Below are 14,126 nucleotides of genomic sequence, written 5' to 3'. Positions count from 1 at the left end.
GTCTCGGGATGTTCTCGCTCAGACTGATGTACCCGACAACGAACGACCCGGACGATTCGGTTCCGCCTGCTCCTCCGACCGTGCCGCGGGGGCGGGCGGGCGGCCGCCGGCGTCGAGGAAGCGGGCCAGCGGCAGGGTGGCGGCGCCGACCGTGACCGCGTCCGTCCCGAGGCGGCCCAGCTCGATGGAGGTCTGGGCGCAGGGGTGGTGCAGCGCGTACGCGGCGGTGGCCTCGCGGACGGCGTCCAGCAGCAGGGGGCCGATCATGAGGCCGGTCCAGCCGGACAGCACGATGCGCTCGGGGTTGAAGAGGTTGACGAGGTCGGCGATGCCGGCGCCGAGGTACTCGGCGGTCTCGTCGAGCAGCGCGACGGCGGTGGCGTCGCCGGCCGCGGCGGCGTCGAGGAGGGCGGCGATCGCGGACTCCTCGCTGACCCCGGTGGGCGCCTCCCAGCGTTCGATGAGCGCCTCGGCGCCCACGTAGGCCTCCAGGCAGCCGCGGGCGCCGCAGCGGCAGCGCCGTCCGCCGACCTGGAGGGTGGTGTGGCCCCACTCCCCCGCGCTGCTGCTGGCGCCCCGGTACGGCTTGCCGTCGGCGACCACGCAGGCGCCGACTCCGGAGCCGAGCAGGGCGATCACCGCGTTGCGGGCGCCGCGGCCGGCGCCGAACCACATCTCGGCCTGCCCGAGGGTCTTGGCGCCGTTGTCGATGTGCAGTGGCAGCGCGGTGCCCTCGGCGAGCAGCGCGCCCAGGGGGACGGCGTCCCAGCCGATGGTCTGGCCGTGGACGACCGCGCCGGCGCCGGAGGTGCCCTGTTCGACGATGCCGGGCACGCCGATGCCGACGCCGAGCACGAGGGCGGGGTCGACCCGGGTGTCCTCCAGCACGACGGACAGGGCGTCGAGGATGAGCTGGACGACGAGGGTGACGTCGTGGCCGCTGTCGGCCAGCGGGCGGTCGGTGGAGGAGAGTTCGGTGAGGGCGAGGTCGAAGAGGGTGACGCGGACGCGGGTCTCGCCGACGTCGACGCCGATGAGGAAGCCGTGCCGGGGGGCGACCTTGAGCATGACGCGGGGGCGGCCGCCGTCGGACTCGACGGAGCCGGCCTCCTCGACGACGCCGTCGGCGATGAGCTCGGCCACGACGTTGCTGATGGAACCTGTGCTCAGTCCGGTGTCCCTGGCCAACTCCTGACGGCTGAGGGGTCCCTCGAAGTACAGGTGACGCAAGAGCGCCGAACGGTTGCCCCGCCGCAGGTCGCGTACGGTCCGCTTGCCTCGGTCTGCCATGGTGCTCCCTCCCCGGCTGAATCTATCGCTGCGCCAAGTCTTGACGCCAGCTTTTCTCAGACGTTAAATCACGCCTTGAATTAAGGCGTGACGTTCTTCACTTCCCGAAGGCACCCACCCTGGAGAGGGATCCCCGGTCATGCACATCACCCGTACCACGGCCGCCGCGGCGCTCGCGGCCGCGCTCATCGCCTCCGCCACCGCGTGCGGCGGCGGCTCCTCGACCGACGGCGGCGGAAACGGCAGCCCCAAGGAGCTCACCTACTGGGCCAGCAACCAGGGCGCCAGCCTCGAAGCCGACAAGGCGACCCTGACACCCGAGCTGGAGAAGTTCGAGAAGCAGACCGGGATCAAGGTCAAGCTCGAGGTCATCCCGTGGTCCGACCTGCTCAACCGGATCCTCGCCGCGGCCACCTCCGGCCAGGGCCCCGACGTCCTCAACATCGGCAACACCTGGTCCGCCTCGCTGCAGGCCACCGGCGCCCTCCGCCCCTTCGACGCCAAGGCGTTCGAGGCCATCGGCGGCAAGGACCGCTTCGTCTCCTCCGCCCTGGGCGCCACGGGCGCCGAGGGCAAGGACCCGGCCGCGGTGCCGCTGTACTCGCTGGCCTACGGCCTGTACTACAACAAGAAGATGTTCGCCGACGCGGGCATAGCCAACCCGCCCGCCACCTGGGACGAGCTCGTCGCCGACGGCAAGAAGCTCACCAAGGGCGGCAAGTACGGCCTCGCCGTCGAGGGCGGCAACCTCTCCGAGAACGTCCACCACGCCTTCGTCTTCGGCAAGCAGCACGGCGCCGACTTCTTCGACGCCGCCGGCAAGCCGACCTTCACCACGCCCGAGGCGGTCGCGGCCGTCAAGCAGTACATCGACTTCATCGCCAAGGACAAGATCACGGCCCCCGGCAACGCCGAGTACGCCGCCAACCAGTCCGTCGCCGACTTCGCCACCGGCAAGGCCGCCATGCTGCTGTGGCAGGCCGCCGGCTCCTCCCTGAAGTCCCACGGCATGAAGCCCGAGGACTACGGCGTCGCCCAGGTGCCGTTCCAGGCCGCGGGCGCCTCCGGCGACACCGCCGTGAACTCGATGGTCGCGGGCATCAACCTGGCGGTCTTCAAGAAGACCGACAACGTCGACGGCGCCCTGAAGTTCGTGAAGTTCATGACCAGCGACGACGAGCAGAAGCTCCTCAACGGCACCTACGGCTCGCTCCCGCCGGTCAAGGCCGCCCAGTCCGACCCGGCCTTCGCCACCCCGGACCTGAAGGTCCTCGCGGACGCGCTCGCCAAGAGCGCGGCGCCGCTGCCGCAGGTCGCCAACGAGAGCCAGTTCGAGACCGCCGTCGGCACCGCGATGAAGGACCTGTTCGCCGACGCCGCCGCCGGCAAGCCGGTCACCACCGAGAGCGTCAAGGCAGCCCTCGAAAAGGCCCAGCAGCAGATGCCGGCGTCGTGAGCGTGAAGGAACCGATGACCGCCACCGTGCCGCCCGTCCGGCACAGCTCCAAGACGCCTTCCCCCGGCGGCCGGCGGGCCGCCGGGGGGAGGGCCCCGCTGTCGCGGCTGCGCCTGCCGGCGCGGCTGCGGCGCGCGTCGCTCCCGTACGTCCTGCTGCTCCCGGCCCTCGCGCTGGAACTGCTCATCCACCTGGTGCCGATGGTCGTCGGCGTCGTGATGAGCTTCAAGGAGCTCACCCAGTTCTTCATCAGCGACTGGTCGGCCGCCCCCTGGAAGGGCCTGGACAACTACCGCGTCGCGGTGGACTTCAACGCCCCGGTCGGCGAGGACCTGCTCAAGTCCTTCCTCGTCACCTGCGAGTTCACCGTGCTGGCGGTCGGGCTGTCCTGGCTGTTCGGCACCGCCGCCGCGATCCTGATGCAGGACGCCTTCCGCGGCCGCGGGCTGCTGCGCGCGGTGTTCCTCGTGCCGTACGCGCTGCCGGTCTACGCGGCGGTGATCACCTGGTCGTTCATGTTCCAGCGGGACACCGGCATGATCAACCACGTCATCCACGACCAGCTGCACCTCACCGACGGCCGGCCCTTCTGGCTGATCGGCGACAACAGCTTCTTCGCGCTGGTGACGGTGTCGGTGTGGCGGCAGTGGCCGTTCGCGTTCCTGTGCCTGATGGCCGGTCTGCAGAACATCCCGCGCGAGCTGTACGAGGCGGCGGCGATGGACGGCGCCGGGATCTGGCAGCAGATCCGCAGGATCACCCTGCCGTCGCTGCGCCCGGTCAACCAGGTGCTGGTGCTGGTGCTGTTCCTGTGGACGTTCAACGACTTCAACACGCCCTACGTGCTGTTCGGGCGGGCGGCGCCGGACGCCGCCGACCTGATCTCCATCCACATCTACCAGTCGTCCTTCGTGACCTGGAACTTCGGCTCCGGCTCGGCGATGTCCGTGCTCCTGCTGCTGTTCCTGCTCGTCGTGACGGTGCTCTACCTGCTCGCCACCTCCCTGAGGAGGAAGGATGTCTGACGTCCGCAGCCCCATGGCCGCGCCGCGCTCCTTCGTGTGGACCCGGCGGATCGTGCTGACCGTGCTGACGGCCTTCGCGCTGGCGCCGGTGTTCGTCATGGTCGTCTCGTCGCTGAAGCCGCTGCAGGACGTCCAGGGCCCGTTCCGCTGGTTCCCCAGCGGCTTCACCCTGCGCCCGTACGCGGACATCTGGCACACCGTGCCGCTCGCCCGGTACTTCGTGAACTCGCTGGTCGTGGCGGGCGGGGCGACGCTCTGCTCGGTCGTGGTGGCGGTCTTCGCGGCGTACGCGGTCAGCCGCTACGAGTTCAAGGGGCGCCGCTTCTTCTCGGTGACGATCCTGTCCACCCAGATGTTCCCCGGCATCCTCTTCCTGCTGCCGCTCTTCCTGATCTTCGTCAACCTCGGGAACGCGACGGGCATCGCCCTGTACGGCAGCCGCGGCGGCCTGATCCTGACCTACCTCACCTTCTCGCTCCCCTTCTCCATCTGGATGCTGGCGGGCTACTTCGACTCGATCCCCCGGGACCTGGACGAGGCCGCCATGGTCGACGGATGCGGGCCGCTGGGCGCACTGTTCCGGGTGGTCGTCCCGGCCGCCGTACCGGGGATCGTCGCGGTCTGCGTGTACGCCTTCATGACGGCCTGGGGCGAGGTGCTGTTCGCCTCCGTCATGACCAACGACACCACCCGCACGCTGGCCGTCGGACTGCAGGGCTACGCCACGCAGACCGACGTGTACTGGAACCAGGTCATGGCCGCCTCGCTCGTGGTCAGCGTGCCCGTCGTCGCCGGGTTCCTGCTCCTGCAGCGCTACCTCGTCGCCGGGCTGACCGCCGGCGCCGTCAAGTGAGCCCCACCGCCCCTCAGTCTCCACCGAACGAAAGGCAGTCCGTGACCCTCGACCTCAGCGCCCTCCCCGACGGATTCGTGTGGGGTGCCGCGACGGCCGCGTACCAGATCGAAGGAGCCGTGGCCGAGGACGGCCGAGCACCCTCCATCTGGGACACCTTCTCCCGCACGCCGGGGAAGGTCGCGAACGGCGACACCGGTGACGTCGCCTGCGACCACTACCACCGCGTGCCGGAGGACATCGGCCTGATGGGCCGGCTCGGCCTGGACGCGTACCGCTTCTCCCTCGCCTGGCCGCGCGTGATGCCGCAGGGCGGCGGACCGGTCAACCCCGCGGGCCTGGCCTTCTACGACCGCCTGGTGGACGCCCTGCTGGAGGCGGGCATCACCCCCTTCCCCACCCTGTACCACTGGGACCTGCCGCAGGCGCAGCAGGACCGCGGCGGCTGGCCGGAGCGGGAGACCGCGCTGCGCTTCGCCGAGTACGCGGCCGTGGTGGCCGAGCGGCTCGGGGACCGGGTCACGCACTGGGCGACGCTCAACGAGCCGCTGTGCTCCGCGTGGATCGGGCACCTGCAGGGCGTGATGGCCCCCGGCCTCACCGACCTGACGGCCGCCGTCCGCGCCTCGTACCACCTGCACCTGGGCCACGGCCTGGCGGTGCAGGCGCTGCGCGCCGCGGTCCCGCACGCCCAGGTCGGCATCGTCAACAACCTCAGCCCCTGCGAGCCGGCCTCCGACCGGCCCGAGGACGTCGCCGCGGCGCTGCGCTCCGACGGGCACACCAACCGCTGGTGGCTGGACCCGATCCACGGCCGCGGCTACCCCGAGGACATGCTGGAGCTGTACGGGGTCGAACTGCCCGTCCAGGCGGGCGACATGGAGACCATCGCCGCGCCGCTGGACTGGCTGGGCCTCAACTACTACTTCCGTGACATCGTTGCCGACGACCCGTCGGGGCCGGTCCCCCACACCCGCGCCGTACGCGTCCCGGACGTCCGCCGCACCGCGATGGACTGGGAGGTGCACGCCGACGGCCTGGAGCGGCTGCTGCTGCGGCTGACCGAGGAGTACGGCGCCCGCAAGATCTACGTCACCGAGAACGGCTCGGCGTACGAGGACCGCGTCGGCCCCGACGGGCAGGTCCACGACCCCGAGCGCACCGCCTACCTGGAGGAGCACCTGGCGGCCTGCGCCCGCGCCGTGCGCGGCGGTGCCCCGCTCGCCGGCTACTTCGCGTGGTCGCTGCTGGACAACTTCGAGTGGGCGTACGGCTACGACAAGCGCTTCGGCCTCGTCCACGTCGACTACGAGACCCAGCGCCGGACCGTGAAGGGCAGCGGCCGCCGCTACGCCGACATCATCACCGCCCACCGGAGCCGCTCCCGCAACGCGGCCTGACCTCCCTCGCCATCCCGTCTCCACCCCCACACAGGAGATCCGCGATGCCACACTCCCCCCACGTCGGACGCCTGATCGCCGTGCTCACGGCGGTCGCGGCGGCCTTCGCCGGATTACTGCTCGCCGGACCCGGGGCGGCCGCCGCCACGGCCGTCCAGGTCACGATGACCACCACCTCCGACGGCAGCACCGTCGTCAGGGGCCTGCAGCAGCAGACCCCGGCCGCCTTCGAGGCGGGCAACGGCAGCGGCGGCACGGTCATCACGGTGGACCCCGCCGCCCGCTACCAGCCCTTCGAGGGCGGCGGGGCCTCCTTCACCGACAGCGCGGCCTGGCTGATGAACTCTTCCGGCGCGCTGTCGGCGGCCACCCGTGACGCCACGATGCGCAAGCTGTTCTCCCCCACGGAGGGCATAGGCCTGGGCTTCCTGCGCAACCCGATGGGCGCCTCGGACATCGCGCGCAGCCACTACACCTACGACGACACCTGCTGCGACCTGGCGGACTTCTCCATCTCCCGGGACCTCGCCGACGTCCTGCCGATGACCCAGCGGGCGCGTCAGCTCAACCCCGACCTGAAGGTCATGGCGGTGCCGTGGTCGGCGCCGGCGTGGATGAAGGACAACGGCAGGCTGACCCAGATGGGCAAGCTGCGGCCCGAGTACTACGACATGTACGCGCAGTACTTCGTGAAGTACCTGCAGGCGTACGAGCAGCGCGGCGTCCACGTCGACTACGTCTCGGTGCAGAACGAGCCGCAGTGCTGCGGCGCGAACAGCAGCTACCCCACCATGGAGTGGACGGCGGCCACGCTGCTGGACTTCACCAGGAACCACCTCTTCCCGGCGTTCCGTTCGGCCGGGATCACCACCAAGGCGCTCGTCCACGACTGGAACCACGGCGACTGGAACACCACCGGCGCAGGCCAGCTCGCCGACGCCGCCCTGCGCAACGACCCGCTCTTCGGCGGCGTCGCCTGGCACGGCTACACGCCGACCCCGCCGGACTACGCGCTGGGCAGCAGGGTCCACGACCAGTACCCGGGCGTGGCGCAGTACGAGACGGAGCACTCCGGCGGCACCTGGGTGGGCGACCAGCAGCTGGAGGACCTGCGGGACATCACCGGCTTCACCCGCAACTGGGCCCGCGCCTACGTGAAGTGGTCGCTAGCGCTGGACCAGGCCAGGGGCCCGCACGCGGGCGGCTGCGACAGCTGCACCGGGCTGATCACGGTGCACAACGGCGACGCGCGCAGCGGCCAGGTCGACTACACCGTCGAGTACTACACGATGGGGCAGCTGACGAAGTTCGTCCGCGCGGGCGCGGTGCGGATCGGCAGCAACGCCACCGACCCGGTGTGGAACACGGCCTTCGTCAACAGCGACGGCCAGCGGGTGCTGGTCACCCACAACTCCTCGTCGTCCACGCAGCAGGTGACGGTCCGCGAGGCCGGGCAGCACTTCTCGTACAGCCTGCCGGCCCGCGCCACGACCACCTTCACCTGGTCCGGCGCGCCGACCGGCGGCGGGGGCGGCGACGGGGACGGCATCAGCACCTCGGCCTGGTACCAGGTGGCCGGCGCCGGCTCGGGCAAGTGCGTGGACGCCAAGGACCGCGGCACCGCCAACGGCACGGCGGTGCAGCAGTGGAGCTGCGTCGCCGGGCAGGCCAACCAGCAGTGGCAGTTCCGGCCCACCGACGGCGGCTACTACCGGGTGGTGAACCGCAACGCGACCGCCACCGAGCAGGTCTGGGACGTCACGGGCGGCGCGCCCGCGACGGGCGACTCCGTGCCGGTGCAGACCTGGCAGTGGTCCTCGGGCGCCAACCAGCAGTGGAGGCCGGTGCTCCAGCCGGACGGGTCGTACGTCCTGACGGCCCGGCACAGCTCCAAGTGCCTCGACGTCGCGGGGGCCTCGCCGTCCGACGGCGCCCTGCTGCAGCAGTACACCTGCAACGGCACCGCCGCCCAGTCCTTCCGGCTGACGCCGGCGGGCTGACCCGACCCCGCGCGGCGCCGGCGTACGAGGGAGCCGCCGGCGCCGCGCGGCACCAGCACCCCTCCGGGGCACCGGGGCCCCGGAGGGGCTCACCTGTCGGCGTCGGACGCGAGTGGGCGGCCCGCTGGTCGCCGTCCCCGACGACGACGACCGGGCGTGCGCCGTGGACGACCTGGCGGGCGTGGTCCCCGTCGGCCGTGACGGCGGCCGGGCCCGCCACGACCTGTCACCTCCCCGCGCACCGGGCCTTCCTGCGCTGGGGCGCAGCCGACTCCGAGGCCGGGACGGTTCTCGCCGATTCCGCAGTCGCGTGGCAGGAGTGCGGGACGTGGGAGACCGACCGGCCCACGGTGCTCATGGACCCCGCCCCGGCGGGCGGCTTGCTGGGCGTCGGGACGACGGCCGACGACCGGACCTCGCTCGGCCTGGTGCGGCTCGTGCCGGACGTCCGCTGAGGGCCGTCAGGCCAGGTCGGCCCAGCGCCTGGCCAGGCGGGCGGTGCCGTCGTCGGTGAGCGAGCCCCACAGGCGCAGGCGGGCGATGCCGCCGTCGGGATAGGTCTCCAGCCGTACGTGGGTGGCGGGCGGGACGTCGACGACGAAGCGGTGGACCGTGTCGGGTTGCAGGGGGGTGCGGGGCAGGATCTCGAACCAGTCGCCGTCCTCGCCGTCGCGGCCGAGGAGGGCGGCCCAGCCGGCGGCGTTGCCCTTGTAGTAGCCGGTGTCGATCTCGACGGCGCGGACGGTGCCCTGGGCGGCGAGGCGGTAGCGCACCCAGTCGTGGCCCGTGTCGCGGCGCCGACGGGTCTCCCAGCCGTCGCCCATGCGACGGGACCTGCCCGGCAGGATGGGGTTGACCGGGGAGGAGTAGAAGCGGTCGGAGACGTCCTCGGGGGCGCCGCCGTTCTCCAGGGCGACCAGGTCGAAGGTGCCCAGCGCGGTCAGCCAGGCGGGGTCGGGCACGACCTCGCCGTGCACCCGCAGCCGGGCGATGCCGCCGTCGGGGAACTGCTGGAGCCGCAGGTGGGTGAAGCGGCGCTCGACGGCCACCTCGAAGCCGTTGGCGGCGTGCCCGCCGACGGCCGTGCGGGGCACCAGCTCCGTCCACTCCACGCCGTCGGCCAGCAGGTCCGCGGGCGCGGCGGACAGGGCCGCGCAGGTGGCCTCGAGGGCGATCTGCCGGGGATGGTTGCCGCGGAAGTGGGCGGTGTCCACGACGACGCCGCGTACGACGCCGGGCGCGGCGAGCCGGATCAGCGCCCAGTCGTGGTCGGCGTCGGCGGGGTGCGGGCTGCCGGCGTCGGGGCCGCGGCGGCGGCGGGTCTCCCAGCCGTCCATGACCTGGCCCTTGTGGCCGAAGTGCTCGGCCCGGAACTCGGGCCGCTCGGGGACGAGCAGGTTCTCCCGCTCGGCGAAGAACTCGTCGTTGGCGGCGGTCACCCCGGCGCCCAGGCGCCGGTCGGCGAGGTCGACGAGACCCGTGAACGGCAGGTCGGCGCCGCGGTAGTCGGCGTAGGGGTCCCCTCCGGAGTACGGCTGGGCGGCGCCGGTGTACCGGGGTACGGCAGTCACGCGTTCTCCCTTTCGATGAGGCGGCCGGAGGGGGCGGCCGGGGTGCCGTGGTCGGCGATCCGCTCGCCGTGCAGCCAGGTGCTCCGTACGACCCCCTGGAGGGTGCGGCCCGCGTAGGCGGTGACCTGGTTGCGGTGGTGGAGCGCCGCCGGGTCCACGGTGAAGCTCTCGTCGGGTGCCAGGACGGCGAAGTCGGCGTCGTGGCCGGGTGCGACGGCGCCCTTGGTGGTGAGCCCGGCGAGCCGGGCCGGGCCGCGCGCCATCCAGCGGACCACGTCGGCGAGCGTGCCGCCACGCCGGCGGGCCTCGGTCCAGATCGCGGGCAGGCCGAGCTGGAGGGAGGAGATCCCTCCCCACGCGGCGCCGAAGTCGCCGGTGTCGAGGTGCTTGAGGTCGGCGGTGGAGGGCGAGTGGTCGGAGACGACGCAGTCGACGGTGCCGTCGAGCAGGCCCTGCCACAGGGCCTCCCGGTTGCCCGCCTCGCGGATCGGCGGGCAGCACTTGAACTGGGTCGCGCCGTCCGGGACCTCCTCGGCCGTCAGCGTCAGGTAGTGCGGGCAGGTCTCGGCCGTCAGGCGTACGCCGTCGCGGCGGGCGGCCGCGATCAGGGGCAGGGCCTCGGCGGAGGACAGGTGCAGGACGTGCACACGGCAGTCCAGGCGGCGGGCGAGGTCGATCAGCGCCTCGACGGCGGCGTTCTCGGCGGCGCGCGGGCGGGAGGCGAGGAAGCCGGCGTACGCGCGGCCGGCGGCCGGCGGGGCGCCCTCGATGAGCCCGGGGTCCTCGGCGTGGACGATCAGCAGCCCGTCGAAGCGGGCGATCTCGTGCATCGCCTCCGCCAGTTCGGCGGGGGCCAGTTGCGGGAACTCCTCGACGCCGGAGGGCAGCAGGAAGCACTTGAAACCGAAGACCCCGGCCTCGTGGAGGGGCCGCAGGTCCTTGCCGTTGCCGGGGACGGCGCCGCCCCAGAAACCGACGTCGGTGTGGATCCGGCCGCGGGCGGCGGCTCGCTTGACCTCCAGGTGGGCGGTGGTGGTGGTCGGCGGGATGCTGTTGAGCGGCATGTCGATCAGCGTGGTGACGCCGCCGGCCGCGGCGGCCCGGGTGGCCGTCGCGAAGCCCTCCCATTCGCTGCGGCCCGGGTCGTTGACGTGGACGTGGGTGTCGACCAGTCCGGGGAGCAGGGCGTCGGTGCCGAGGTCGACCAGGCGGGCGCCGGCCGGGGGCCCGCTCCCGTACGGCAGCACGGCGGCGATCCGGCCTCCGGCGACGGCCACGTCGGCGGGGCGCTCGCCCTCCGGTGTGACGACCCGTGGTGATCGCAGCACGAGCTCGATCCCGTCAGCGGCCTCGGACACGGGGTTCCCCTTCCACCGGCGTCACAGAAATTCAACGTTCTGTTGAAACGCATCCTCCGCTCGCTCCCGAGCCGCCGTCAACCCCTTCCCGGCCCACGCACGGGACCCCGGCAGTACAGTTGGGTAATTCCACCCAATGGAATGCGTTTTCCACGTCCGTCGGCCCGCGCCGCGCCCACGACCGCCCCGAACGGCGGTCACCTGCCTGGTCAGGGCCGGTAGGCTGCACCACTACCACCGTCCGCCTGGGGAGGAAACGTGGCGTCAGACCGCGCCGGGGGCGTGCAGTCCCTCGAACGCGCCTTCGACCTGCTGGAGCGGATGGCCGACGCGGGCGGCGAGGTGGGCCTCAGCGAACTGTCCGCGAGCAGCGGACTGCCGCTGCCCACGATCCACCGGCTGATGCGCACCCTGGTCGACTGCGGCTACGTACGCCAGCAGCCCAACCGCCGCTACGCGCTGGGACCCCGGCTGATCCGGCTCGGCGAGAGTTCGGCCCGTCTCCTGGGCACCTGGGCCCGCCCCTACCTGGCGGAGCTGGTCGAGGCGACCGGCGAGACCGCCAACATGGCGCTCCTCGACGGCGACGAGGTCGTCTACGTCGCCCAGGTCCCCTCGCGGCACTCGATGCGGATGTTCACCGAGGTCGGACGGCGTGTGCTGCCGCACTCCACGGGCGTCGGCAAGGCCCTGCTGGCGCACGTCGCGCCGGAGGAGGTGCGGGCCCTGCTGGCCCGCACCGGGATGCCGGCGGCCACGGAGCGGACCATCGTCGACCCGGACGCCTTCCTGGCGGAACTGGAGCACATCCGCGCCCAGGGCTACGCCGTGGACGACAACGAGCAGGAGGTCGGGGTCCGCTGCCTGGCGGTCACCGTCCCCGACTCCCCCACGGCCGCCGCCATCTCCATCTCCGGACCCGCCGGCCGGGTGACCGAAGCGGCCACGGAGAAGATCGTGCCGGTGCTGCAGGGCGTGGCGCGGCAGCTGTCGTCCGCACTGGCCAGCAACGGGACGCCCTGAGCACACCCGGTGGGGCTGGGGGCCGCGCCGGTGGGTGGGTGCGGGTTCGTCTCGCGCCCTTCGGGCGCACGGCGCCGGCTGCGGACGGGAGGGTGGCGGTCCGGGGCTCGTCTGCAGTGTGCACGCCGGCGGGTGGCGGGGGTTCAGGCGCCGGAGCGGGTCTCCTCTCCCTTGGCGGAGGTCTCGTTGCCGTCCGCGGGTGCAGATGGCCGGTGACCACGCCCACTGTTCGTGGGTGGCGCGCCTGCCGTAACCGGCGTCTGCGGGTGCTTCCCCGATCCGACATCGGGCTCTCTTCCGACGGCCATACCGCTGAAAGCGAGCCCGATCTCCGTCCGCGCAAAGATCGGGCCCTCTTCCGACGGCTATACCGTCGAAAGCGGGCCCGATCTCCCGCCGACCGACCGGCAGCACCCCGAAATATCCGCAGTCGCGGGTTACGGCGGGCGCGCCACCCACCGGCAGTAGGCGTGGCAACCGGCCATCTATACCCGCGGACGGCAACGAGACCTGAGGCCACCGGAGAGGCAACCCGCTCCGGCGCCTGAACCCCAGCCACCCACCCACCTGCACACCGCCGACAGGCCCCGGCCCCCCACCCTCCCCTCCGCAGCCAGCCGCTGTGCGCCCGCAGGGCGCGAGACGGCGCGACAGCCGAACGACCGCCCCGAACCCCCAACCCCCCAACCCCCCAACCACCGACCACCGACCACCGACCACCGACCACCGACCACCGACCCCACCGTGTCGACTCCGGCGTCGCACTCGCGTCGCGGCGGGATCGGAAGCTTGACCTGGAGCGCACTCCAAGGCCTACGGTCGTCACCGTAGCGACCACGACCCCGGACGGGTCGACCATGCAACTGGGCTTGCACCTCACGAAGTTCGACCATCCCGCGGGACCTGCCGGGCTCGCGCCGGCGCTGGCCGCGGCCGGTGAGGCCGCCGAGTCGGCCGGCGCGGGCTGGCTGTCGGTGATGGACCACTACTTCCAGATGGAGAACAACGGCGGCGCCGAGGCCGCGATGCTGGAGGCCTATACGACGCTGGGCTTCCTCGCCGCCCACACCTCCTCCGTGCGCCTCGGCGTCCTCGTCACCGGGGTCACCTACCGCCACCCCGGCCCGCTGGCGAAGATCGCGACCACCCTCGACGTCCTGTCCGGCGGCCGGGCCACCCTCGGACTCGGCGCAGCCTGGTACGAGCGGGAGCACCTGGGCCTGGGCGTGCCCTTCCCGCCGCTCGCGGAGCGCTTCGAGCGGCTGGAGGAGACGCTGCGGATCTGCCTGCAGATGTGGGACCAGAGCGACGACGGCGCCTTCGAGGGCACGCACTACTCGCTGGCGGAGACCCGCAGCACCCCCGCCCCGGTGAGCACGCCCCGTCCGGAGATCATGATCGGGGGCGGCGGCGAGCGGAAGACGCTGCGCCTGGTCGCCCGGTACGCGGACGCCTGCAACCTCTTCGCCTCCTCGACCGCCGAGGTCGCGCACAAGCTGGACGTGCTGCGCGCGCACTGCGACGAGGCCGGACGCGACTACGACGGGATCCGCAAGACGCTGCTGTTCGCCGGGGCGTCGATCCGCGACGGCGACACCGACGCCTTCGTCGCCGACATGGCCGGTTACGCCAAGCTCGGTGTCGACACGGTCATCGTGGTGCCGCCGGACGCCGAGCCGGCCGCCTGGATCGACAGCCACTGCGCTCCGGCCGTCCCCCGGCTGGCCGAGCTCGGCTGACCGGCCCGGCGGGCACCCCGCGTCATTCGGGACGCGGGGTGCCGAACAGCTCGATCGCCCGCCGGACCTCGGTGAGGGCACCGGCCAGGGCACTGACGGAGCCCAGCGCCCCGGCGATCACGAGCAGGCCGCGGCGCAGCCGCGGGACGTCCGGGACGCCGGCGGCCGCGGCGGCGGCCAGCGCGGAGAGCTCGTCCTCGGCGATGTGTCGGTCCGGTAAGTTGCCCCGGTACCCGGCGAGTTCACGGCGACAGCGGGCGACCGCGACCCGCAGGGCGGTCACCCTCGGGTCGAGGGTCCCGCCGTCGTCGACCGCCGCACGGGCGGCCACGTCCTTCACCACTGATACGTCCCCCACAGGTAGGCCCCCGGTGATTCCCCCCTGGACGGCCGGCCCCATCCGGTCCGCCG

General features: G+C 72.6%; 12 protein-coding genes. 8 read left to right on the top strand and 4 right to left on the bottom strand.

From position 1 onward, the window contains the following. Positions 1-18: 18 nt before the first annotated feature. A complete protein-coding gene (locus ABZ479_RS07175; RefSeq protein WP_500460461.1) occupies positions 19-1,290 on the bottom strand; it encodes an ROK family transcriptional regulator in 1,272 nt (423 codons plus the stop codon). 139 nt (positions 1,291-1,429) lie between these two features. Between ABZ479_RS07175 and ABZ479_RS07170 the strand changes: the two genes are divergently transcribed. The 6 genes from ABZ479_RS07170 (at position 1,430) to ABZ479_RS07145 (ending at position 8,479) form a co-directional block, all read left to right on the top strand. After that, on the top strand, positions 1,430-2,746 hold the full coding sequence (locus tag ABZ479_RS07170) for an ABC transporter substrate-binding protein (RefSeq protein WP_500460459.1): 1,317 nt from the start codon (positions 1,430-1,432) through the stop codon (positions 2,744-2,746). Positions 2,747-2,760: 14 nt separating this feature from the next. Continuing rightward, entirely contained in the window at positions 2,761-3,771 is a 1,011-nt protein-coding gene (locus ABZ479_RS07165) for a carbohydrate ABC transporter permease (RefSeq protein WP_499601994.1), read from the top strand. Continuing rightward, positions 3,764-4,624, top strand: coding sequence for a carbohydrate ABC transporter permease (locus tag ABZ479_RS07160; protein WP_499601483.1), 861 nt, complete (start codon positions 3,764-3,766; stop codon positions 4,622-4,624). The genes ABZ479_RS07165 and ABZ479_RS07160 overlap by 8 nt, the downstream gene beginning before the upstream one ends. A gap of 41 nt (positions 4,625-4,665) precedes the next feature. Continuing rightward, a complete protein-coding gene (locus ABZ479_RS07155; RefSeq protein WP_499601484.1) occupies positions 4,666-6,024 on the top strand; it encodes a GH1 family beta-glucosidase in 1,359 nt (452 codons plus the stop codon). 44 nt (positions 6,025-6,068) lie between these two features. Next, positions 6,069-8,024 carry an RICIN domain-containing protein gene (locus tag ABZ479_RS07150; protein ID WP_500460457.1) on the top strand — a complete coding sequence of 652 codons (1,956 nt, stop codon included), beginning with the start codon at positions 6,069-6,071 and terminating at the stop codon, positions 8,022-8,024. A gap of 197 nt (positions 8,025-8,221) precedes the next feature. Beyond that, positions 8,222-8,479 (top strand): Imm21 family immunity protein, encoded by a 258-nt coding sequence (locus ABZ479_RS07145; RefSeq protein WP_500460456.1) that lies wholly within the window; start codon positions 8,222-8,224, stop codon positions 8,477-8,479. A 6-nt stretch (positions 8,480-8,485) separates the two neighbouring features. On the opposite strand, the gene alc is transcribed toward ABZ479_RS07145, so the two are convergent. Both alc and allB read right to left on the bottom strand, forming a co-directional pair. Next, a complete protein-coding gene (gene alc / locus ABZ479_RS07140; RefSeq protein ID WP_500460455.1) occupies positions 8,486-9,595 on the bottom strand; it encodes an allantoicase in 1,110 nt (369 codons plus the stop codon). Then, a complete protein-coding gene (gene allB / locus ABZ479_RS07135; RefSeq protein ID WP_500460454.1) occupies positions 9,592-10,953 on the bottom strand; it encodes an allantoinase AllB in 1,362 nt (453 codons plus the stop codon). The genes alc and allB overlap by 4 nt, the downstream gene beginning before the upstream one ends. Before the next feature lie 258 nt (positions 10,954-11,211). On the opposite strand from allB, the gene ABZ479_RS07130 reads away from it, so the two are divergent. Together ABZ479_RS07130 and ABZ479_RS07125 are read left to right on the top strand one after the other, a co-directional pair. After that, a complete protein-coding gene (locus ABZ479_RS07130) occupies positions 11,212-11,976 on the top strand; it encodes an IclR family transcriptional regulator (protein ID WP_500460453.1) in 765 nt (254 codons plus the stop codon). Between the two features lie 857 nt (positions 11,977-12,833). Continuing rightward, positions 12,834-13,715 carry an LLM class F420-dependent oxidoreductase gene (locus ABZ479_RS07125; protein ID WP_500460452.1) on the top strand — a complete coding sequence of 294 codons (882 nt, stop codon included), beginning with the start codon at positions 12,834-12,836 and terminating at the stop codon, positions 13,713-13,715. Positions 13,716-13,737: 22 nt separating this feature from the next. Here the strand turns inward: ABZ479_RS07125 and ABZ479_RS07120 are convergent, their stop codons facing one another. After that, positions 13,738-14,058, bottom strand: a complete 321-nt coding sequence (locus ABZ479_RS07120; protein ID WP_500460450.1) for a DUF5955 family protein — start codon at positions 14,056-14,058, stop codon at positions 13,738-13,740. Between the last annotated feature and the right edge of the window lie 68 nt (positions 14,059-14,126).

Source organism: Streptomyces sp. NPDC005722, from assembly GCF_040630935.1.
Lineage (GTDB): Bacteria > Actinomycetota > Actinomycetes > Streptomycetales > Streptomycetaceae > Actinacidiphila.
The sequence above is the reverse complement of the archived record's forward strand: the minus strand, read 5'-3'. Positions and strand labels throughout refer to the sequence as shown.